The organism is Sporosarcina highlanderae (genome assembly GCF_030433715.1).
GTDB classification, from domain to species: domain Bacteria; phylum Bacillota; class Bacilli; order Bacillales_A; family Planococcaceae; genus Sporosarcina; species Sporosarcina highlanderae.
In genome coordinates, this window is sequence record NZ_JAROCC010000019.1 from 26,383 (window position 1) to 47,919 (window position 21,537).

Below are 21,537 nucleotides of genomic sequence, written 5' to 3' on the forward strand. Positions count from 1 at the left end.
TATAGCACATTTCCACTTAGGAAATGTGCCGAAATTTATAGATTGGATTGTCTTGCTTCTTCCGCAAGGAAATCTTCGAAGTCTTGGACGGGCTTTTTCGTCGCGTAGTATAGGAAACCGAACCCTATCAAGAAGAGGGTGCCCGTTAGAAGGAAGACCGACGAAATCCCTATGAATCCACTAATGATTCCGCCAAGCATTGGCCCAATGATATTGCCAAGGAAACGGAAACTTGTATTGTAACCCATCACCTCTCCTTGAATATCTATTGGAGCCTCGCGGCGGACAAGGGCTGTGGTGATTGGAATCATCCCGCCAATCGCAATCCCGAATAACAGCCGGCAAATCATCAGTTGCCAAATGGACGATACGAAGGCTTGCGGAATTATGAAAATGAAAGATAGGAGAAGCAATGCGCCAAGCACTTTTTCATAGCCAATCTCATCTCCCATTTTCCCCCATTTCCTTGCGAACAAGAGATTTCCAACACCCGCGGCACTGAATGTTAGCCCAGCAAGGAATGCCACGTCATTTGAATCTGTTAATCCCGAAACGTAAAGGGAGAGAAGCGGTTGAATACTGAAGTTCCCGACTTGGATTAATGCCGTCACAATCATAACATTTAACATCAATCGGTGATGAAGCAGTCCACTTAAAATCGCTTTACGGGAATAATTATTGACTCTTGTATTCTTAACTTTCTTTTCTTCTTTAATCCCGAATAAGACGATCAGCGCTGCCACGACAACGGAAAATGCCGTGATGATGAACGTGTATTGAAAACCGAATGCATCGGCCATCAGTCCACCTAATACCGGACCGAATAACGTACCCGTCACGCTTCCCATTTGTAAAGTCCCTAATTTCTTGCCAGCTTCTTCCCTCGCAGTCTGTGATGATACGAATGCAAGTGAAGTAGGGATGAAGCCAGTAACTACACCGTTTAGAAGGCGAAGAAGGAAGAACACTTCAACGGAATTAACAAATCCCATCAAGAATACGGATGTGGCGATTCCAAATCCATTTATAAGCAATATCGGTTTAAAGCCATATTTATCTGCAATTCGCCCCCAAATCGGCGACATGATCAATGCCGTTATGAATGTTGCACCAAAAATAAGTCCTGCCCATTTTTGGACATACGCATCGGAGTGATTCCCGAACGTCTCTATGTAGAGGGATAGGAAAGGCATGATCATCGTCATCGTTCCCGCAACTAAAAAATTGGCAAGCCATATGATAATGAAATTTCGTTTTTGAATATTCATCGGGTAAACCTGCTTTCTGTGTTATGCCGAATCCTGAAATCGGCAGTTGCTTTGATGGGATAAGAGCTTATCATGGTTGTATTTCCCTCAGTTAATTTAGTTCAAACGTTGTTATATCTTTCTACGTCTAGCTCCGGGCGCTAACTGCTCGGGTCATAAGTCAAAGCTACTGCGTGGCAAAAACCGCCACTTCGTATCTTCGCCTTATGCCTGTCGCAGTTGAGCAAGCGCCCTCCGCTTTTGTCCATTATAGAACATTTCGATACTCGAAGGAAGTGCTGTGCTTATCAATCGAAAAATAAATATGGATATGGTAAACTGTTTCAGGGTGAATGAATATGAAGAAGATCACATTTGCTTTGCTTACAATCTTTTTAACGTTCATGTTAGTTGCTTGTAACCAAAGCAATACAGGTCAAGAGGAGGACACAATTATGTATCCACAATTATCAAATGAAGTTGCTGCAAACGAAGCACTTGTTGTAATGAATACTACAATGGGGCCAATCAAAATTAAGTTATTCCCGGAAAAAGCACCGAAAACAGTAGAAAACTTCCTGACACATGCCGAAAACGGTTATTATGACGGAATCATTTTCCACCGTGTTATTAAAGATTTCATGATCCAAGGTGGAGACCCAACTGGAACAGGTGCGGGTGGGGAAAGCATCTACGGCAATTCATTCGAAGATGAATTCACGATGGATTTATTTAATCTAAGAGGCGCATTATCAATGGCGAATGCTGGTCCAAACACGAACGGCAGCCAATTCTTCATCGTACAAGCTTCAAATCCACCAGCATCTGCTGCTCAATTGACACAAGGCGGATGGCCAGAAGAAATTGCTGAAGCTTATGAAAAAAATGGTGGTACACCCCATCTTGACCAAAAACATACAGTATTCGGCCAAGTGATCGAAGGAATGGACGTAGTCGACAAGATCGCTAACGCGGAAACAAGTCACGGAGACAAGCCAGTTGAAGAAATTTCAATCGAATCAATCGAAATCATCCAGAAATAAGTAAAGCCGGAATAATTAGTCGGGAAATAATTAGACAAGTAAGGAAGTGTACGTAAATGGACGTTATCCTTATGCCGTTCCTTTACTTTCCAGAAGATAAATCAGAGTATATTCCAGCAGCCATTTCCTTTGTGTTTTTCATGATCCTTCTTGCATTTACATTCATGTGGATCAAGCGGGCTTCGAAAAAGCAGGAAGCTGAGACACGCGAACTGGAAGAACGCATCCTTCGCGAACGCCGCGAAGCAAAAGAAAAGCAACAAAACCAGCATTAATATCAAAAGGCATGATCCGATTGCGGATCATGCCTTTTTTAAGAGCTTGGAAACTTCTGCGCTCAAGAAATCGCCTCCGCGCTCAAGATAGTGGGTTGGCGCTCAAGAAAGTGCCTCCCGCGCTCAAGAAAGCGTTCCCTGCGCTCAAGAAATCGGCTTGGCCCTTAAGAAAACGTCCCCCGCGCTCAAAAATCCGCCATCCTACAAAAAAAGACGGAATCCACACGGGATCCGTCCTTCATCTATTATTCCATAGCCTTGATAAAACGTTCCACGCCTTCTTTAACAATCGCAAGTGGAGTCGCGATATTCATACGTAGGAATCCACGTCCTGCTTCGCCATATTTTGTACCTGGCTCAAGTGCAAGTCTTCCTTTATTCAAAAGCTTGTCCATCATTTCTTCTTCAGAAAGTCCAGTCCCACGGTAATCGATCCATAATAAGTAAGTGGAGTGAGGCTTTTGAATAGATATCCCCGGAACCGCTTCCGGCAATGTATCGATGACATAATCCATATTGGTAGAAATGATTTCAAGGAGATTCTCGAGCCAGGGCTCACACTCAGTGTATGCCGATATAAGAGCTGAAGCTGCAAATGCATTCAATTCCATTTGACCATGGGCCATTGCATTTTGTTGAAGTGCTTCCCTTAACTCTTCATCTTCCGTAATCATAATAGCAGCTTGTACACCCGCCAAGTTGAACGTCTTCGTTGGCGCTACACATGTAATGACGCGACCGCCTACTTTTTCAGCAAGTTTTGCAAGTGGAATATGCTTAAATCCAGGAAGTACAAGATCTGCATGGATTTCGTCGGATAGAACTAACACATCGTATTGTTTACAAAGTCGTAAAATCTCACGCAACTCATTTTCTGTCCAAATGACGCCGGCAGGATTATGCGGGTTACATAAGATGAATACTTTTACGTCCTGCTGCAAGCACTTCTCGAATGATTCAAAGTCGATTGAGTAGTTTCCATTGTCCTCTTTCAACTGACATTCAACGATATTCCGGCGTTGATGACCAGGGACATTGAAAAAAGGTGGATAAACCGGGGTAGTGATTAAAACATTGTCCCCTGCTTTCGTAAACGTTTCAACGACTGTTGCAATAGCAGGCACTACTCCATGATGGAAGAGCATCCAATCATTTTCTGTTTCCCAATCATATCGATAAGAAAGCCAGGATCTAACTGCATCTTTACATTTTTTGCATATGTAAGAGTAACCAAAAACGCCATGATCTAAACGTTCTTGCATCGCAGCAATAATAGGTTCAGGCGCTTTGAAATCCATATCGGCAATCCACATTGGTAAAATATCAGAAGCGTCATCTATACCATAAACAGCCTCCATATTTCCCCATTTTACGGATCGTGTTTGTTTGCGATCAATCACTTGCTCAAACTCTTTCATTACAAAACCCCTCATTTCCTTTTTTCTTTTACATTACTATGCTATCATAAACGAAACAACAGAAAAAAATAAGTATAAGGTGAATTGTCGTGCAAACAATCGAAATGAATAAAAAAGCAATCACACTACTTGAAGAATGGGATCCGTTCAATGCCGGTAGAAAAGCATATTCGCTTGAGATAGCAGATGTCCTTGCCGATCTACAGGTGCTTGACCATCCTACTGATCTTGCGAAACGAATCCGCGAGATCTATGAGCATTCCTACCAACTTTGGATTCCGTTGGAGAAATGCATGCAAATCTCGTATAAGTTATTAGCGATAAAATATGAAGCAAAATGTATAGTTTGAATATGTCCGCATCTACGTTAAATGTAGATGCGGTTTTTATATTTGAAACATTTACAGGGAAACTATCGTATCACCATCAGAAGGGAATAGAGGGCGAGGGTGAGAAATGGATGAGGCGGATTTGATCGTGAGTGCGCAAAATGGAGATCGAGCTGCATTTGCGCAATTGATGGATATACATTACCGGACTGTCGAGAAATTCGCATACCAATGTGGTGTGCGTATCGATGATATTCCGGACGTCACGCAAGAAGTTTTTATTAAGCTTTATAGATTCCTGCCGCAGTTCAATCAACAACGTTTTACGACATGGCTATATAAAATCACGTTAAATACAGCACGGGACTATTACCGTAAAGAGGGAAGGGAGACAGCCAAAGAAGATCGTCTCAAAAGGGAAGGGAAGTCGACTGGCCATCAGTCGGCGGAGCATCAGGTTCTGCTTTTCGAAGAGGATCGTGCGTTGCATGAAGAAATCCTGCGACTGGATGAAAAGTATAGAGTTCCGCTAATCCTATTTTATTTCCAAGACTTGTCTTACCAACAAATTGCGGACGTATTGAATCTAACGTTGGCGACAGTGAAGACCCGGATATTCAGAGCGAAAGACGCCTTGAAAAAAGAAATGAGCTTGAATGGGGGTGTGCCGCATGGACAATGATCAGTTTGAGAAGCGGATGGAATTCCTGAAAAAGTCATATGATCGTGTGCCTTCCTCTTTTGATCCGGATGAAGTTTTCAAGCACATTGATGAAGAGAAGGTGCCGCAATCCAATAAGAAAAAATCCTCCAATCGCGGGTTCAGGCAGAATCTCACAATTTGGGCGATGGGCATCGCAAGCATGTTCATCATAGGGATCATTGGAACTGGGTATGTTTTGGATCAAAAACAGAAATCGGAAGAGGAAATTATCCAATCCCCGGTTACGGATGAACACATCGAAAGCTTGCTCAAACGGTACGAAGAAGAACGGGAAAACCGTCGGGAAATGCTGAAGTTGGATGAAGTTTTCTTTAAGCATTATGCAAGCTATGCGGATAGTACGATTAAATTATTGGAAAACGAAAGTTATCTTGAAATGGTAAGGGCTGGAACGGAAAAAACGCCACTTGAAGAAACTTATAATCGTGCAATCGATGAATTGAAGTTGCCATCTGAAATGCTGAATGATTTAAGGGCAAACAGTCTTCAGAACGATGAACGGGGAAGCATCGCATTTTTGGGTGAATATCGTCGAAAAGTGCAGATGCTCATTGAAATATATGATCAAATCCTAAAAGAGAACAAAGAAGCTATTGATGCATATGAAGTAGGTCCTCATGTCGATAAAGCCGAAATCATGTCGTTGAGCAGCAAGAGTTTCCCCGAACAGCTCCAAAATATTATCGGAACGATGCGGGATCAGTCGATTCGACTGCATACAGAGAAATATTCCGGGGAAATTAGGACCCGGCATAACAATTACTATTTTTTTTATTCTGATTTGGCTTTCAATTTGCATCATCATACAGACGCTTATATTCAAATGATGGTTGAAGAGCCATATATGTATGGCCCGATACTTCAATATCCGCTTAATGAAATGGCATATAAGTTAGGAAGGATGGAACAAACACTCATAAATGTGGAACAGGACCAATCTTTATATCCTGTATTGGAATCGTATTACCTCACCATTTTCAATGACTTGGTGAAAGGCAGCGAATATACGAAAATCTTCGACGAGGATGGCGTTCTTCTTCCGGATTATCAGGATGTTTGGCGCGGATTGGCAGCTACTGGTGATGCGAGACCTCTCGCATATGTCATGCAGCCTATCGTCAAAGAAATGGAGGCATCTGGATGGAGGGAATCGAAGAGTTGGGATTCACTTTCGTATGATGCGTTAAAAGATGCAATAGTCCTTTATCGCGAAGGGCAATTAGAGTATTACATGTATGGGGAGAGACCTGATTTCAAGAGTGAAACGATTCAATTTCCAAATGAGTCGTTTTGGAATGAAGTTCAGGAACTGTATTCCGACTTCAAGAAAGCACATGACAAGTCGGTATTAAAAGGGGCATCGCCGATTCACGTCTTAGGAGTATTCAATTACGCAAACGAAATGGATGATCCGGAAACGATGTTTCATTTGTTGAATGAAAATGCAACGTATAGCGAGTATGGAGAGATAGAACTCAATGACTATGTGAAAAATTGGCGCAAGAGCTTCTCGCACTTCCGAAACGCTACAGAAGCAAGGTTTGATCAAAATACTGTATATCGAAGTCAAGTTAAATTCCATAGCCATGTTTCCTTTACCGGTTCAGATACGGAAATTCAAATGATTTTTAATGAAGATGGCATTTGGGAAGTGAACACAAGGTATATGGAAACCCTTCCGTCCTATCTAATGTTCCCTGAAAGGGGATTCAAGGATATACTGAACTTTGGGGAATATACGTATCAATCAGTAAATCTGCCGGATTTCGAGATGAAGTATTTGCGCGGAGCTCCACCATTGGATATAGTCGGTGTATATTTCTATGGAGCAAATAGAGGTAACTACGAATTGCAATACAAATTATTCTTCCAAGGAGATGGTTCAGAAGTAGTCGATAAGGAAACCTTCCTGGAAAATCCGGAAAAGTATTCTCAATCCCCGTCTTATGAAGATGGAATGTATACAAAAGCTTCATTCCAAGGGCTGGAGCAGGATGAGAATGGTAACTATCAGGGGGTTGCAACGCTTATAGTCGATACTGAGCTATATCCTGAACTTCCTTCGGAAATGAAATTCCATATGATTTGGACGGAAGAAGGCTGGCGTGTGAAGTTTAATCCTTTCGAACAACCCATGAGATGAGACTCAAAGACTGCCGAATTCGGCAGTCTTTTTTTCTGGCAATTTGGTATACTTGATGAAAGCTTTATTTTGCAATAGGAAGTAGGGATTGAATTGGAAGACTTGAAACATAGAATTTTACAAGGGAATCAAGAAGCTATCAAAGAATGGGTGGGTCTATACATACGGTCGATAGAACGTTTTGCAATTTCATATGGAGTTGCTTTAACAGACGCGGGTGCAGTGACAGAAACTGTCTTTAGGAATTTATATCATAGCCTCGAAGATTTAAATGAGGATCAGTTGGATGAAATAGTTTTATTCAAAAACGCATTAATAGAGTTGGAAGGTTTACAGATCGATGATTCCTTAGATGGTTTATTCCCATTTGAGGAAGATAATGAACTCCATCGTCGGCTAATCGGATTATCACCAGAACTTAGAGTTCCTTTAATCCTTTTCAACCTTCATGGTAAATCCATTTCGGAAATTGCTGCGATACTGGACCAATCCGAACAACAAGTAGAACACTCAATAAAAGAGGCATATTACATATTTGATGACCCAAATTTGGAAAAGAAGTTGGGCTTATTAAACAAGTCCAATCATCGTCTTGTGCTTTCTGCGAAAGAAAAGAACATTTATAAAGCGGAAAGCGTAAAGAATCCGTCAGCCTCCGTTAAGGATACGGAAACCAAGGTGAATAAAAGAAAGCCTTTTCTCTTTTGGGGTGTGGGTGTTGCGATGTTAATCGGTCTTTTATTCATCTCGGTCATAAGAGGTGATGCCTATCAGTATTCATCTTCGGAGAAATTCATCGAGGAATTGAAAGCATCCTTTGAACAAAAGATAGACGACCGATTCACCTTAATGGGAATCGAGAAACCAATGGAAGATACCGTGTACCATGTTCTTGATCTTTTTGGAGACGATCCTCAAAGAGCGTTTGCCCAACAAATTCAAAAACTAAAAGAACAGCTTGGAAAAGAAGGGAAAATCGATAGAAAGGCTGCGGAGCAGAATTATCAAACGTTACTGAAGGAATCAAGATTGCCCTCCGAAATGATTGAGGAGTTACGAAACAATCCGTTGACGGAAGATCGTGAGCAAAGCCATGAATTTATGAATGAATTTACAAGGAAAGTGGAACAGTTGACGAACTCCTATATGGGGTTGTTGGCCAATAATTATGAAGAAATTCTGATGTCGGCAGACTTAAATGCAGATGGAGTGGTCGACAAAGACCTGTTTCTTGAGAAAATCGACGACTATCCGCTTGATCTTCAAAACGCGATTAAGGGTATGGAAACTCAATTCTTTTTCTTGGGCGGCATCAAGGATATAGTTCTGATCTACCCGCAATTCGGCACACCAGAAATTATTGAGATTCTTAATCAAAACTTGCATCCAGATATGAATGTTTACACTTATTTGCTTTCTGGGGAAAGTTTGGCCGTTATGTATGGTAGTGGAACAATGGAAGAAAAAATGAATGCCCTTTTATATATTGAAAAGGAATTGCCGAAGACAACAGAAAATGACGCTTTAAAAGATGTTTTATATAATCGGTACAGTTGGTTAGTCTATAACATTTTAGGAATCTATCAATATCCCGGCTTATACGATGATAATTATTCGGTAAGACAGGATGTAAGAGATGATTGGAAATCTTTTGCGGCATCGGACGAAAGTAGTCCGTCTGTGCAAGTTATGCAAGAAGTATTAAAAGAATTGGAAAACAATAATTGGAAATCAACGGGTTATGACATTGAATCATATATTGCTACGCAGTTGGGTAAGAAAGTGGAAGAAATCTGGTCCGTTAAGAATTAAGTAACTCGGGGGAGTAGGTGAAGCGATGGAAAGCTTGGAAGATAAAGTGATACTTGGGGATATTGAGGCGTTTAAGGTATGGATGAATTTGAAAATCCGTCCGATTGAGCTTTTTGCGGTTCAGTACGGTCTTACTCAGAAGGAAGCGGGGAACTTAGCTGAAACTATATTTAAGAATTTATACGGCAAACTGAACCAACTGACAGAAGATCAGTTACAGGAAAAGTACCTGTTCGAAAGTGCAATACAGCTGCTTAATGAACTACAGTCGGAAATACAACCGGAGGAGCCATTCCCATTCAAGGAAGATAATAAGCTTCATCATCGAGTGTTTGGTTTGCCACCTGATATTCGGGTCCCTTTCATACTTTCAATTTTTCACGGGAATTCAACGGGTGAAATCGCCGATATCCTCGACTTGTCAGAGTTACAAGTGCAACTCGCTATTGATAAAGCTTATAAACAGATGACTGAACCGAACCTGGAGAAGAAGCTTGAGTTCCTTGGTTTGTCATATCAAAGACTTACATCACTGCATAATGAAATGAATATATTTATTTCAGATAAAAAAGTAGTAGCTCCTGAAGATAATAAAAGTATTACAGAAAAGCGAAAGAGACCAATGCTGTTATGGGGAATTGGGGTTAGTATATTGGCAATGATGTTGTTGGTAATGACAATAACTAAAAGTGAAGCATACCAACAGTCAGCAGCTGATAAGTTCATTGAAAAATCAAAGGATGCTTTCTTTGAAGAGTTGGATCGTAATAAAAGTATAGCGGGCTTACCATCTACCGAACTGCTCCGGAGCGACGTTTATTTAGAAACGTACGGTGAAGACACAAGAAGGAAATTTGACTGGTTTACCGCTGACTTGAAGGATCAGGTGGAGAGTGGTGGCAAGTTTGATAAGAAAAAGGCGCAAAAAGACTTTGACATACTGATGCAAGAGCTTTTGATGCCTTCCGAAATGGTGAAGAATTTAACTGGAAATCCTTTGGTGAATGATTACGAGAAGAGTATGGAGTTCCTGGATGAATATGTCGTGAAAATTAGTACGTTATTAAGATCCTATGGACATATAATTTCGCAAAATGAAGCGTTCATTCGGGAGATTGGGCGGAATGATGAGGGAAGATTTGATCAGGAACTATTTTTTTCGAAAAAGTCGAGCCAACCTTTAAGTTTACAGAAAGCGCTTGACGGTATGGAATCACAAGGAATGGTTTTGGATATTGATGCAAGCGATGACATTCCTGGGGATTATATCTATATCTATCCGATTATTGATGATCCCGATCTTTCCAAAACCCTTCAAGATAATTTGCACCCGGATATAGGGATTTATATTACTATTTTAATGAGAGATTTGAAGGGAATCCATGAATGGACAGTCGAGAATCAGGCGGATTTAATGTTGCAGATTGAAAAGGGATTGTTTCAATCAAAAGACTACGAAAGAATCCACTCCATGGTTTTTAGTACGTATAACTCGATCATGTATTTGATAATAAGAACAGAAGGAAATCCAGACATTTACGATTCGAATGGAACTGTTAGTGAGGAGTATAGGAAGACTTGGACGCAAATTGCCAATAATGGCGAAGATTCACCTTCCGCTCAAATTATGAAGGAGATTGTCGAGGAAATGGAAAGTTCCGGATGGACATTTTCACTTCGTCTCAATAGACTGCAATATTACTTCACCTTGGAACAAGAGTTAAGGAAAAAGTTAAATGGGGATAATTAATTCCGAATGTAGAAGCGGCAAAAAAACCAATAAGCATCCCGGTGGATTTTGCCGGGAAAGGGCAATCTATGGTATAATTGCGGATGGCCGGATAGGCAGAATTCGATACCAAAATGATTGGGAGCTGTTTCGCATGGGAAGAAATTATGAAGTGGGGGAAGAGTTGACTGGCAAAGTGACGGGCATCCAGCCATATGGCGCATTCGTCGCACTTGATGAAAAGACACAGGGTCTTGTTCATATTTCAGAAATAACGTATGGGTTCGTCAGGGATATAAATGATTTTTTGGCTGTTGGAGACGAAGTGGAAGTCAAGGTCCTCGAAGTCGACCAAGCTGCAGGCAAAATAAGTTTATCAATCCGTGCACTTCAGGAACCGCCAAGTACTTTCCAAAGACCCGATCGCCCAAGAAAATCATTGCAAGACAAAGTGAAAGAACATGATTCAGAGGGTTTCAATTCACTGAAAGACAAACTAAAGGATTGGATTGACCGTTCGGGTTACTAAAATGGGAGAAGGCGCATAGCCTATCTCCCATTTTTATATTTCCTCAAACGATATTGCAAGTTTTGCCTACTCATTCCAAGAGCTTGAGCTGTTTTTGTTATATTCTCATCATGTATTTTCATTGCTCTTAGTAAATAATACTCCTCGGCTTCTTTTAAATATCGATCTAATGACATCAATTCTCTTTCAGGCTGTACGATAAAGTCGGTTGCCTGTGTTGAAGTTTCAGTTAGACCGTTACTTTTCAACCGGAAGTGAAGTGGCAGCATATCATATGTGATGACGGTTTCCGTAGTCGCAAGTGAGGAAACTTCATCAAGTAAAAATTCTAATTCACGCATATTTCCGGGCCAATCGTATTGAAGAAAGACTTGTTCAACCTCAGAGGTGATATCTTCAAGGGATGAGCCGAACCGTTCTTTCCGCTTCGCTAAGTACGAACTTACGAATGGAAGGATATCCTCTTTCCGTTTTCGAAGAGGTGCAATCCGGATAGTAAAAGAAGCAAAGAAATAATAAAGTTCCTTTAATAAAGTCCCTTTAGCGATCAATTCCACAGGATCGTCCCCGATGCTAGCTATAAATTGACGCCCTTGATAGGTAGATCCCTTCAAAAATGAATAGAGTTTCTGCTGAAGTGAAATGGATAATAAATCAATCCGCTCACAGAATAACGTAAATGCCTTAGTCATATTCAGATCTTCATCCAGTCTGTCGATGATGGATGCGTCTGATTGGTGACCGAAAAAGGTATAGTAAGAACTGTTAGAGGTGGATGATTCATTATGAATGCTTTCGGCAATTAAATCTTTTCCCGTCCCTGATTCACCTATAAGAAGTACTGGCAAATTTGCAACCGATGCTTTTCTTGCTGTTGAAATTACGGTTTTCATCTCTTCCGAAGCAGCGATGATTTGACCAAAAGACGCTGGTTCACTATTTTTGCGCAACGGATGAAGTACGAACTTTTCAAGAGCGGTGATATCCCTTGCGATTTCCACTGCGCCAATCAATTCACCCGCATGAAATACTGGGTAGGTGTCATTGATTGTCGTAATTTCTGTCCCTTTTCGGTTCCAATATGTCTGTTTAACGTTCAATTGTTCTTGGCCGCTTTGAAGCACTTTCAATAATGTGCTCTCTTCTTGGTCGAAATTGAATAATTCTAAAATTGAGCGATCGCCGACTTCTTCAAGTTCCAAGCCTTCTATTGCCTTCATTTTATCGTTATAAATGACGGTTCGGCCAGTTTTGTCTATAGCATGGATACCGATGCCAGCCCGATTGACCGCGAATTCGAATAAAGGAAAAAATGTTTTTTCGTTTTTATTCACTCCTATCACCGTCCATTACTATTTTTTCGCGAATTAAGTAAAAATGCTTGAAATATGCAACAATCTCTTGCATTATTATAGGTGCAATCATAGAACAAATGCAAATTTATTTTGCTACTTAATCATTAAGGAGGAGTAAAATGATTCCATACAAACACGAACCATTTACAGACTTTACAAACGAAGAAAACAAGAAGGCATTCCTCTCGGCTTTAAAGACAGTTGAAGGTTATCTTGGTCAAGACTACCCGCTAATCATCGGCGGAGAGCGTATTATGACTGAAGATAAACTTGTTTCAACAAACCCTGCTAACAAAGAGGAAGTCATCGGCCGTGTTTCTAAAGCAAGCAGAGACCTTGCTGAAAAGGCAATGAACGTTGCGGATCGTACATTTGAAACGTGGAGAAAAGTTTCACCGGAATTCCGTGCTGACGTACTATTCAAAGCTGCTGCAATTATCCGTCGTCGTAAGCACGAGTTTTCTGCACTTCTAACTAAAGAAGCAGGTAAGCCTTGGAACGAAGCAGATGCTGATACAGCTGAAGCGATCGACTTCCTTGAGTTCTACGGACGTCAAATGTTGAAATTGAAAAACGGTATCCCTGTAGAAAGCCGCCCTGGCGAATACAACCGTTTCGACTATATCCCATTAGGCGTAGGCGTGGTTATCTCACCTTGGAACTTTGCACTTGCTATCATGGCAGGCACTACAGTTGCGGCTTTAGTAACTGGTAACACGGTTCTATTGAAACCAGCTTCTACGACAACGGTTATTGCTTATAAATTCATGGAAGTTCTTGAAGAAGCGGGCATGCCGGCTGGAGTTGTTAACTATATCCCAGGTTCTGGCGCTGAAGTGGGTGACTACCTTGTTGATCATCCAAGAACAAGATTTGTATCGTTTACAGGTTCAAGGGAAATCGGAACTCGTATCTTTGAACGAGCAGCAAAAGTGAATGAAGGTCAAATCTGGTTGAAACGCGTTATCGCTGAAATGGGCGGTAAGGATACAATTGTAGTAGATAATGATGCGGATCTTGAATTGGCAGCACAATCCATCGTTAAATCTGCATTCGGTTTCAGCGGACAAAAATGTTCTGCATGTTCACGCGCGGTCATTCATGAAGATGTATATGACCAAGTCGTAGCAAGAGTCGAGGAATTGACAAAAGGATTGAAGTACGGAGATCCTGTAGATCAATCCAACTTTGCAGGTCCGGTTATCGACCAAGGTTCATTTGATAAAATCATGAGCTACATCGAAATCGGTAAAAAAGAAGGACGTCTTGTTGCAGGTGGGGAAGGGGATAGCTCGAAAGGGTATTTTGTCGCTCCTACTGTATTCGCTGACGTTGATCCGAAAGCGCGCATTATGCAAGAGGAAATCTTCGGACCTGTTGTTGCAATCACAAAAGCGAAGAGCTTTGACGAGGCAATCGAAATTGCTAACAATACGGATTATGGTTTGACAGGTGCTGTTATCACAAATAACCGTGAACACATCGAGCAAGCGCGTCAAGATTTCCATGTAGGAAATTTGTATTTCAACCGTGGTTGCACAGGCGCTATCGTAGGCTACCAACCATTTGGCGGTTTCAATATGTCAGGTACGGATTCAAAAGCTGGCGGACCTGATTACCTACAACTTCATATGCAAGGAAAAACTACATCAGAAACATTTTAATTGTCCTTAATGAAAGTGGGAAGCAGCACTCGCTGCTTCCAATCTACATAAATAATGGGGGGGAACCATATGTCGATTTCAGAGAAAATCATTTCACAGACAACTAAATTTGGTGCCAATAACTATCATCCGCTGCCGATTGTCATTTCTGAGGCTGAAGGAGTTTGGGTGAGGGATCCTGAGGGAAATAAATACATGGATATGCTTTCTGCGTATTCTGCGGTCAACCAGGGACACCGTCATCCGAAAATCATTCAGGCATTAAAAGATCAAGCTGATAAAGTTACATTGACTTCTCGTGCATTCCATAATGATCAGCTTGGCCCATGGTATGAAATGATCTGTAAACTATCCGGCAAGGATATGACATTGCCGATGAACACGGGTGCAGAAGCAGTCGAAACTGCCATTAAAGCTGCTCGTCGTTGGGCATATGATGTGAAAGGCGTTGAAGAAAACAACGCTGAAATCATCGGGTGTGTCGGAAACTTCCATGGCCGGACGATGACTGCGGTTTCCCTCTCGTCCGAAGCTGAATATAAACGAGGATTCGGTCCGATGTTGCCAGGCATTAAATTGGTTCCTTTTGGTGATTTGAAATCATTGGAAGATGCAATTACACCTAACACTGCAGCATTTATCATTGAACCGATCCAAGGGGAAGCTGGAATTCTAATTCCTCCTGCTGGATATATGAAAGCGGCATTTGATCTATGTAAAAAACATAATGTTCTTTTCATTGCTGATGAAATTCAAGCAGGCCTTTGCAGAACAGGTAAAATGTTTGCATGCGAGTGGGAAGGTATTGAACCGGATATGTACATTCTTGGTAAGGCATTAGGCGGCGGGGTTTTCCCAATCTCTTGCGTAGTGGCGAATAAAGATATTTTAGGAGTTTTCAACCCGGGTTCCCATGGGTCGACTTTCGGTGGAAACCCGATGGCTTGTGCAGTCTCCATCGCTTCTTTGGAAGTGCTTCAGGATGAAAAGCTTGCAGACAAATCACTTGAACTCGGAAATTACTTTATTGAAGAACTGAAGAAAATCAACCACTCTTCCATAAAAGAAGTACGTGGCCGCGGATTGTTTATCGGACTTGAATTAACAGAAGAAGCACGACCTTATTGTGAAAAGTTGAAAGAATTAGGATTGCTTTGCAAAGAGACACATGACACTGTGATCCGCTTTGCTCCTCCTTTAATCATTAAAAAAGAAGAGCTTGACTGGGCATTAGAGCAAATTAATAAAGTTTTTGCAAGTTAAAATAAATAGTACACACAAGTAACTGGGTCTATGGTACAATATGTGCGGTGAATACATTATGAATCAAAGAGGCGAACTTTTACATGACTGAAAACCTGAATCTATTTACGTCTACGCAAGTTGTCATCAAGGAAGCACTTGACAAATTAGGCTATGATGAAGGAATGTACGAACTTCTCAAAGAACCTATCCGAATGGTAGAAGTTAGAATTCCAGTCCGCATGGACGATGGAAAAGTGAAAGTGTTCACGGGATTCCGTGGCCAACACAACGATGCTGTAGGACCAACTAAAGGTGGAGTTCGTTTTCATCCACAAGTAAGCGCAGACGAAGTGCGTGCCCTTTCAATGTGGATGACATTGAAAGCTGGTATTGTCGATCTTCCATACGGTGGCGGTAAAGGTGGAATCATCTGTGACCCGCGTGAAATGTCCATGGGTGAATTGGAACGCTTGAGCCGTGGATATGTACGTGCGTTAAGCCAAGTAATGGGGCCAACTAAGGATATTCCAGCGCCAGACGTTTTCACAAACGCTCAAATTATGGCTTGGATGATGGATGAATATAGCCGAATTGACGAGTTTAACTCACCAGGTTTCATCACTGGTAAACCGATTGTTCTTGGTGGGTCACAAGGACGCGATCGTGCAACTGCTGAAGGTGTTACGATTATTATCAACGAAGCAGCGAAAAAACGTGGAATTGATATGAAAGGTGCACGTGTTGTTATCCAAGGATTCGGGAACGCAGGAAGCTTCCTATCTAAGTTCCTACATGATGCTGGTGCAAAAGTAATCGGTATTTCCGATGCGTACGGCGCACTGCATGATCCTGAAGGACTGGACATCGATTATCTATTGGATCGACGCGACAGCTTTGGAACAGTAACAACTCTTTTTGAAAATACAATTTCGAATAGTGAATTGTTGGAATTGGATTGTGATATCCTTGTTCCTGCAGCTATTGAAAACCAAATTACAGAAAAGAATGCTCATAATATTAAAGCTACAATCGTTGTTGAGGCAGCAAACGGTCCAACAACATCTGAAGCTACAAAAATTCTTACTGACCGTGGAATCCTCCTTGTACCAGACGTCCTTGCAAGCGCAGGCGGCGTAACGGTATCCTACTTCGAGTGGGTACAAAACAATATGGGTTACTATTGGTCAGAAGACGAAGTACGAGAAAAAATGACTGCAAAAATGGTAGCAGCCTTTGAAAATGTCTACAACGTATCATCAACACGTAACATTGACATGCGACTTGCAGCATACATGATCGGAATTCGTAAAACTGCAGAAGCTTCTCGTTTCAGAGGATGGGCATAACAACTTTTGAAAAACATCTCCCGCATTGGGAGATGTTTTTTTATACTTTCTCAGGCTCTATAACAATCGCTTTGTTCTCGTCCCGTTCCTTTAGGTAATCAAAAAGAATAGTTAGAGAAGTGAGTCCAGAAACCCCTACTACGACATAAAAGAAACGGGCAAGCGGTTTACCATACCCATTCGCGAATTGCGCTACGACATCAAAACTGAAAAGACCGACTACTCCCCAGTTAAGTGCTCCTATTATGGTGATCGCCAATGCTAATTTTCGAACGTTAATCAAGCAAAGCACCTCCTACTAGTAGGCTTCCCAATACATGTTGTTCCAATACTTGCATCCCTGTTTTTATTCTTGGATAATGAAAGGGGTAAAGAGCACCCTTTTAATAGGAGGTAAATTAGATGAAAGAATTTATATTCCAAAATCCGACTAAGTTAATTTTCGGTAAAAACTCGATTTCGAAACTTGCGAGTGAGTTATCAGCATATGGTAATAAAATCCTTGTCGTTTACGGGGGAGGTAGCATCAAACGTAACGGTTTATATGATGAAGTGATGCAAATCCTTAAAGATGAAGACAAAGAGGTATTTGAATTAGCAGGTGTCGAGCCGAATCCGCGTCTTTCGACTGCGAAAAGAGGCGCGGCGATTTGTAAGGAACACGATATCGATTTCATCCTTGCTGTTGGTGGCGGTTCTGTAATTGATTGTACAAAGTTAATCGCGTCTGCCGCTAAGTATGAAGGGGATCCATGGGACTTCGTTATAAGAAATGCTTCACCGAAAGAGGCTATTCCTTTCGGTACAATTCTAACAATCGCGGCGACAGGTTCCGAAATGAATGCCGGTTCTGTTATTACGAATGAAGATACAGAAGAAAAGTACGGTTGGGGAGGACCGCTTAACTTCCCGAAATTCTCAATCCTTGACCCGACATATACATTATCCTTGCCGAAAGATCAGACAGTTTACGGAATCGTGGATATGATGTCACACATATTTGAGCAATACTTCCACAAAACGACGAATACGCCACTTCAAGATGAGCTTTGTGAAGGGGCTCTAAGAGCAATCATGGAAGCTGGAGAAAAACTTGTTAATGATCTGCAGAATTATGAGCTGCGTGAAACAATCCTTTTAGGTGGTACATGGGGGTTGAATGGTTTCTTAGGCATGGGGAATGACGGTGGAGATTGGGGAACACATGATATTGAACATGCGATTTCAGCTGTTTATGATATCCCGCACGCAGGTGGACTTGCGATTCTTTTCCCGCATTGGATGAAGCAAACACTACATTTAAATCCCGCTCGATACGCAAGACTGTCAGTAAAAGTATTCGGTGTTAACCCTGAAGGAAAATCGGATGAAGAAATTGCAATTGAAGGAATCGATAATCTGCGGTCGTATTGGACAGCTATCGGTGCGCCTGAAAGGCTATCTGACTACGGGATTGACGGATCGAAAATCGATATTATGGCAAAAAAGGCAGCAGTCAATGGACCGCTTGGCAAGTTCGCTCAATTGAGTGAAGAAGAAGTAAAAACCTTGCTTGAAGCTTCATTATAATAAAGAAAAGTAGAGGGGGAATCATATTCCTTCCTCTACTTTTTGTTTTTAGGCAGTTTCTTTCTTGTTTCTTCCGACATCGCATGCTCATTAACACCTTGCCAAGTCTTAATTCCATCGTCTTCATCGAATGAAATCAAAGCCTCTCGTACGCCTTTCTGTTTTAGAACCAACTTCATCAGTCGGTCTCTGACATCATCTATATAAGCTACGGTTTGTTTCGGATCCACTTCTGCAATCACTTCTACATGAAGAAATTCCCCTTCTTTTATTACTTCAACTTTTTGAATGTCCTTAATATCCGGATCTTCCGCAACGATAAGAGCAATATGGTTCAACATTTCCTCATCTGTTTCTCCGATGGCTCCTCTTGCGTTCTCAAGAAATATCTTCCCTACAACATAAAACATCATAAAACCAATCAACATGGAAGCAATACCTTCCGCCTGTAAGAATCCGGTGAAATGGGCGATTAAAACTGCAATGAAGGCCAATAAGCCACCAATTGTGGCGACCATGTCTTCCATAAAGACCAATTTAGTTGCGGGTTTTGCTCTGTTAAGATGGGTCAAACTGTAAAAAAATGCTTTCAATCCTGAGTGTGGCTGGCCAGACTCATGCGCAATCTCCTTGGAAGCCTTAAGTAATACAAAAAACTCAAGCAATGTAGCTAATCCTAAGACACCTAAATTTATGAGGAGGCCCGTTGTCTCTACTGGGTTTAATACATGGTGCCAACCTTCTTTTACTGCTTCGTATGACATAATTCCTACTATAATTACTGCCCCTAAACAGACGAGATTGACAACCCTACCGAACCCATTCGGATATTTTGGGGTCGGTGCCTTTTTTGAGAGGGCAGAGCCGATATATACAAAAAACTGGTTCGCGGCGTCTCCAAGGGAGTGCATCGTTTCTGCAAACATGGCAACATTACCAGTTAACACGTAGGCAATCGTCTTTAGGATCGCTATACCAGTATTTACTATTGCTGCTAACAGTGATGGCTTATTACCGTCCTTAAGTAAACGTAAAATATCTTTCATGTGAATTAGCCTCCATTAAGGAAAGATTTCTATTTCGACCGATTCTATATAAGGTAGTTCAGTTAATTCGATGTATAATTGTGTAGTTTCTTTTTTCGGTAACGCATCCAAACGGAAATCGACTTCATGGACAGAAGGTTTATCGTCAAAGTGCACTTGGCGGATACGTAAATTTTCCACTTTCATATTCTCAGAATGCAAAATAGCGATCAACTCATCAATTTTGTTTTTATCCGAAATGACTACAATGCATGCAGCCTCTTTTGAACGAATTCGTTTCGGGCCGAACCTTCCAAGAACCGGTGCGATTACTTCGATAACAAAGAGAATGCTTAATACTGCAAATGTCGCTTCAATATAAAATCCAGCGCCGACTGCAATTCCGATACTTGCTGCCCCCCAAATCATCGCGGCTGTCGTCAAGCCGGTAATGTTGTCGTTTTCTCGTCTTAATATGGCGCCTGCACCAAGGAAACCGATACCACTTACGATTTGCGCGGCCAGACGAAGGGGATCCATCGTCACGTTAATATCATCCCTTGCAGGAACAAGATAGGCTGCTTCCATTGAAACGATAGTCAGCAGACAACTGAAGGTGGAGATTACAGCGCTCGTCTTCAAACCAATCGGCTTCTTCTTAATTTCCCTCTCTACACCAATTATTAAACTTAATCCCAATGCAATTCCGATTTTAATCAAAACTTCAGGGTACATAGAATTATTGATAATCCAGTCCATTGGCTTTTCCCCCCACTATCATCATCCATAAGAAGATGTGCTATACTCTTTATATTGTCTTTAGCCTAAAATGGTACCAAGTTAACCTGAATTTCTATTGAAAGAGAAGTGTGCATCATGGAAAAACCTAAAATTCATCCATATATCCCGATAATTATAGGTGTCATATCAGTGGCCTTATCCGCGATATTCGTAAAATTAACGACAGCCGATGCCGGAGTCATCGCTTTTTACCGGATGTTCTTCACGGTCATTCTAATGCTACCGTTATTCTTAGTTAAATATAGAAAGGAAGTTTTTCTGCTAACGAGGAAAGACTGGATCTTTTCAACAATTGCGGGAGTATTTTTAGCCTTTCACTTCATCTTATGGTTCGAATCGCTAAACTACACATCTGTAGCAAGTTCCACCGTGCTCGTGACATTGCAGCCAATCTTCGCTTTTGTCGGTACGTATTTCTTCTTTAAAGAGAAGCTTTCGTTTAAAACAATACTTTCCGCTGTAATCGCAATAGCTGGTAGTGTCATAATCAGTTGGAGTGATTTCCAATTAAGTGGAACGGCTTTCTTCGGAGATATGCTTGCACTGGCTGCATGTGCGTTAATTACCGCATACTTGCTATTTGGGCAAGAAGTTCGAAAGAGATTATCCCTAATTACTTATACGTTTCTTCTATACTCAATCAGTACAGTTACACTCTTTTTTTATGTCCTTATTAAAGGAGAGTCATTCGGTCCATATTCAACATCGAATTGGTTCTGGTTCTTCATGCTTGCATTGATTCCAAATCTGTTGGGGCATTCATTATTCAATTGGGCAGTTAAGTGGGTAAGCACGAATGTTATTTCCATCGCCATTCTATTTGAGCCTGTCGGTGCGTCGGTTCTTGCATTCTACATACTGCACGAGAAACTTTCTGCTGCACAAATAACAGGCGGAATCGTTGTTATAGCGGGCATTCTCTTGTTTGTTATCGATGTAAAACTACTTCGAGATAAATTCTTTTTAAAAAAGACTTGATTTCTTAATTTGATATGTTGTATATTAGTACATGTCCTTGAGAGACAAAAACAACTTAAGAAATCAAGTCCTTGATTTCGAGAAATAGAAATTAAAAAAAGTTGTTGACTCCACAGAGACAACGTGTTATGATAATAAGGTCGCTGAGAAAAAGCGGCAAACAAATGAACCTTGAAAACTGAACAGCAAAACGTCAACAAATAAAGTTCTGGAGCCGACCCTGTCGGCGAAAAGAACAAAACGAATCTTCGGATTCGAAATTGACATCTTAAATGATGCCAGCAAGAAACTCGAGCTATTCGAAT

19 protein-coding genes are annotated in these 21,537 nt (G+C 41.3%); 13 read left to right on the forward strand and 6 right to left on the reverse strand.

Annotated elements, in window-relative coordinates:
- Positions 1-35: 35 nt before the first annotated feature.
- Positions 36-1,268 (reverse strand): MFS transporter, encoded by a 1,233-nt coding sequence (locus P5G49_RS16615; protein WP_301245634.1) that lies wholly within the window; start codon positions 1,266-1,268, stop codon positions 36-38.
- Positions 1,269-1,702: 434 nt separating this feature from the next.
- Here P5G49_RS16615 and P5G49_RS16620 point away from each other — a divergent pair, with 434 nt between their 5' ends.
- A complete protein-coding gene (locus tag P5G49_RS16620) occupies positions 1,703-2,290 on the forward strand; it encodes a peptidylprolyl isomerase (RefSeq protein ID WP_301245671.1) in 588 nt (195 codons plus the stop codon).
- Positions 2,291-2,346: 56 nt separating this feature from the next.
- Positions 2,347-2,565 carry a hypothetical protein gene (locus P5G49_RS16625; protein ID WP_301245636.1) on the forward strand — a complete coding sequence of 73 codons (219 nt, stop codon included), beginning with the start codon at positions 2,347-2,349 and terminating at the stop codon, positions 2,563-2,565.
- Between the two features lie 245 nt (positions 2,566-2,810).
- Here the strand turns inward: P5G49_RS16625 and P5G49_RS16630 are convergent, their stop codons facing one another.
- Complete coding sequence (locus P5G49_RS16630; protein ID WP_301245637.1) at positions 2,811-3,983, reverse strand: MalY/PatB family protein; 1,173 nt, start codon at positions 3,981-3,983, stop codon at positions 2,811-2,813.
- Between the two features lie 89 nt (positions 3,984-4,072).
- On the opposite strand from P5G49_RS16630, the gene P5G49_RS16635 reads away from it, so the two are divergent.
- The 6 genes from P5G49_RS16635 (at position 4,073) to yugI (ending at position 11,249) form a co-directional block, all read left to right on the forward strand.
- Complete coding sequence (locus P5G49_RS16635) at positions 4,073-4,333, forward strand: DUF1871 family protein (protein WP_301245639.1); 261 nt, start codon at positions 4,073-4,075, stop codon at positions 4,331-4,333.
- A 106-nt stretch (positions 4,334-4,439) separates the two neighbouring features.
- Positions 4,440-4,994: an RNA polymerase sigma factor gene (locus tag P5G49_RS16640; RefSeq protein ID WP_301245641.1), complete on the forward strand. Its 555-nt coding sequence runs from the start codon at positions 4,440-4,442 to the stop codon at positions 4,992-4,994.
- Positions 4,984-7,179, forward strand: coding sequence for a hypothetical protein (locus tag P5G49_RS16645; protein WP_301245643.1), 2,196 nt, complete (start codon positions 4,984-4,986; stop codon positions 7,177-7,179). Before P5G49_RS16640 ends, P5G49_RS16645 begins: the two co-directional genes overlap by 11 nt.
- Before the next feature lie 93 nt (positions 7,180-7,272).
- On the forward strand, positions 7,273-8,991 hold the full coding sequence (locus P5G49_RS16650) for an RNA polymerase sigma factor (RefSeq protein WP_301245645.1): 1,719 nt from the start codon (positions 7,273-7,275) through the stop codon (positions 8,989-8,991).
- A gap of 25 nt (positions 8,992-9,016) precedes the next feature.
- Complete coding sequence (locus P5G49_RS16655) at positions 9,017-10,741, forward strand: sigma-70 family RNA polymerase sigma factor (protein WP_301245647.1); 1,725 nt, start codon at positions 9,017-9,019, stop codon at positions 10,739-10,741.
- A 133-nt stretch (positions 10,742-10,874) separates the two neighbouring features.
- Positions 10,875-11,249 (forward strand): S1 domain-containing post-transcriptional regulator GSP13, encoded by a 375-nt coding sequence (yugI, locus tag P5G49_RS16660; protein WP_301245649.1) that lies wholly within the window; start codon positions 10,875-10,877, stop codon positions 11,247-11,249.
- Positions 11,250-11,269: 20 nt separating this feature from the next.
- Here yugI and P5G49_RS16665 read toward each other — a convergent pair whose 3' ends face one another.
- Positions 11,270-12,583 (reverse strand): AAA-type ATPase lid domain-containing protein, encoded by a 1,314-nt coding sequence (locus tag P5G49_RS16665; protein WP_301245652.1) that lies wholly within the window; start codon positions 12,581-12,583, stop codon positions 11,270-11,272.
- Between the two features lie 140 nt (positions 12,584-12,723).
- Between P5G49_RS16665 and pruA the strand changes: the two genes are divergently transcribed.
- The 3 genes from pruA (at position 12,724) to P5G49_RS16680 (ending at position 16,859) form a co-directional block, all read left to right on the forward strand.
- Complete coding sequence (gene pruA, locus P5G49_RS16670; RefSeq protein ID WP_301245653.1) at positions 12,724-14,268, forward strand: L-glutamate gamma-semialdehyde dehydrogenase; 1,545 nt, start codon at positions 12,724-12,726, stop codon at positions 14,266-14,268.
- 69 nt (positions 14,269-14,337) lie between these two features.
- Positions 14,338-15,531: an ornithine--oxo-acid transaminase gene (locus P5G49_RS16675; RefSeq protein ID WP_301245655.1), complete on the forward strand. Its 1,194-nt coding sequence runs from the start codon at positions 14,338-14,340 to the stop codon at positions 15,529-15,531.
- Between the two features lie 83 nt (positions 15,532-15,614).
- Complete coding sequence (locus P5G49_RS16680) at positions 15,615-16,859, forward strand: Glu/Leu/Phe/Val family dehydrogenase (RefSeq protein WP_301245657.1); 1,245 nt, start codon at positions 15,615-15,617, stop codon at positions 16,857-16,859.
- Between the two features lie 40 nt (positions 16,860-16,899).
- Here P5G49_RS16680 and P5G49_RS16685 read toward each other — a convergent pair whose 3' ends face one another.
- Positions 16,900-17,142 carry a DUF378 domain-containing protein gene (locus tag P5G49_RS16685; protein ID WP_301245659.1) on the reverse strand — a complete coding sequence of 81 codons (243 nt, stop codon included), beginning with the start codon at positions 17,140-17,142 and terminating at the stop codon, positions 16,900-16,902.
- Between the two features lie 119 nt (positions 17,143-17,261).
- Here P5G49_RS16685 and P5G49_RS16690 point away from each other — a divergent pair, with 119 nt between their 5' ends.
- Positions 17,262-18,428, forward strand: coding sequence for an iron-containing alcohol dehydrogenase (locus tag P5G49_RS16690; RefSeq protein ID WP_301245661.1), 1,167 nt, complete (start codon positions 17,262-17,264; stop codon positions 18,426-18,428).
- Positions 18,429-18,463: 35 nt separating this feature from the next.
- Here P5G49_RS16690 and P5G49_RS16695 read toward each other — a convergent pair whose 3' ends face one another.
- Both P5G49_RS16695 and P5G49_RS16700 read right to left on the reverse strand, forming a co-directional pair.
- A complete protein-coding gene (locus P5G49_RS16695) occupies positions 18,464-19,474 on the reverse strand; it encodes a cation diffusion facilitator family transporter (RefSeq protein ID WP_301245663.1) in 1,011 nt (336 codons plus the stop codon).
- 15 nt (positions 19,475-19,489) lie between these two features.
- On the reverse strand, positions 19,490-20,212 hold the full coding sequence (locus P5G49_RS16700; protein ID WP_301245665.1) for an MgtC/SapB family protein: 723 nt from the start codon (positions 20,210-20,212) through the stop codon (positions 19,490-19,492).
- A 117-nt stretch (positions 20,213-20,329) separates the two neighbouring features.
- On the opposite strand from P5G49_RS16700, the gene P5G49_RS16705 reads away from it, so the two are divergent.
- A complete protein-coding gene (locus P5G49_RS16705) occupies positions 20,330-21,232 on the forward strand; it encodes a DMT family transporter (RefSeq protein WP_301245667.1) in 903 nt (300 codons plus the stop codon).
- Positions 21,233-21,537 lie beyond the last annotated feature (305 nt).

Coding starts and splice junctions, on each gene's coding strand:
- P5G49_RS16630 (WP_301245637.1), bottom strand. CDS start 3,983: ATGAAAGAGTTTGAGCAAGTGATTGATCGCAAACAAACACGATCCGTA.
- P5G49_RS16705 (WP_301245667.1), top strand. CDS start 20,330: ATGGAAAAACCTAAAATTCATCCATATATCCCGATAATTATAGGTGTC.
- pruA (WP_301245653.1), top strand. CDS start 12,724: ATGATTCCATACAAACACGAACCATTTACAGACTTTACAAACGAAGAA.
- P5G49_RS16680 (WP_301245657.1), top strand. CDS start 15,615: ATGACTGAAAACCTGAATCTATTTACGTCTACGCAAGTTGTCATCAAG.
- P5G49_RS16645 (WP_301245643.1), top strand. CDS start 4,984: ATGGACAATGATCAGTTTGAGAAGCGGATGGAATTCCTGAAAAAGTCA.
- yugI (WP_301245649.1), top strand. CDS start 10,875: ATGGGAAGAAATTATGAAGTGGGGGAAGAGTTGACTGGCAAAGTGACG.
- P5G49_RS16675 (WP_301245655.1), top strand. CDS start 14,338: ATGTCGATTTCAGAGAAAATCATTTCACAGACAACTAAATTTGGTGCC.
- P5G49_RS16700 (WP_301245665.1), bottom strand. CDS start 20,212: ATGGACTGGATTATCAATAATTCTATGTACCCTGAAGTTTTGATTAAA.
- P5G49_RS16640 (WP_301245641.1), top strand. CDS start 4,440: ATGGATGAGGCGGATTTGATCGTGAGTGCGCAAAATGGAGATCGAGCT.
- P5G49_RS16615 (WP_301245634.1), bottom strand. CDS start 1,268: ATGAATATTCAAAAACGAAATTTCATTATCATATGGCTTGCCAATTTT.
- P5G49_RS16655 (WP_301245647.1), top strand. CDS start 9,017: ATGGAAAGCTTGGAAGATAAAGTGATACTTGGGGATATTGAGGCGTTT.
- P5G49_RS16620 (WP_301245671.1), top strand. CDS start 1,703: ATGTATCCACAATTATCAAATGAAGTTGCTGCAAACGAAGCACTTGTT.
- P5G49_RS16625 (WP_301245636.1), top strand. CDS start 2,347: ATGGACGTTATCCTTATGCCGTTCCTTTACTTTCCAGAAGATAAATCA.
- P5G49_RS16695 (WP_301245663.1), bottom strand. CDS start 19,474: ATGAAAGATATTTTACGTTTACTTAAGGACGGTAATAAGCCATCACTG.
- P5G49_RS16690 (WP_301245661.1), top strand. CDS start 17,262: ATGAAAGAATTTATATTCCAAAATCCGACTAAGTTAATTTTCGGTAAA.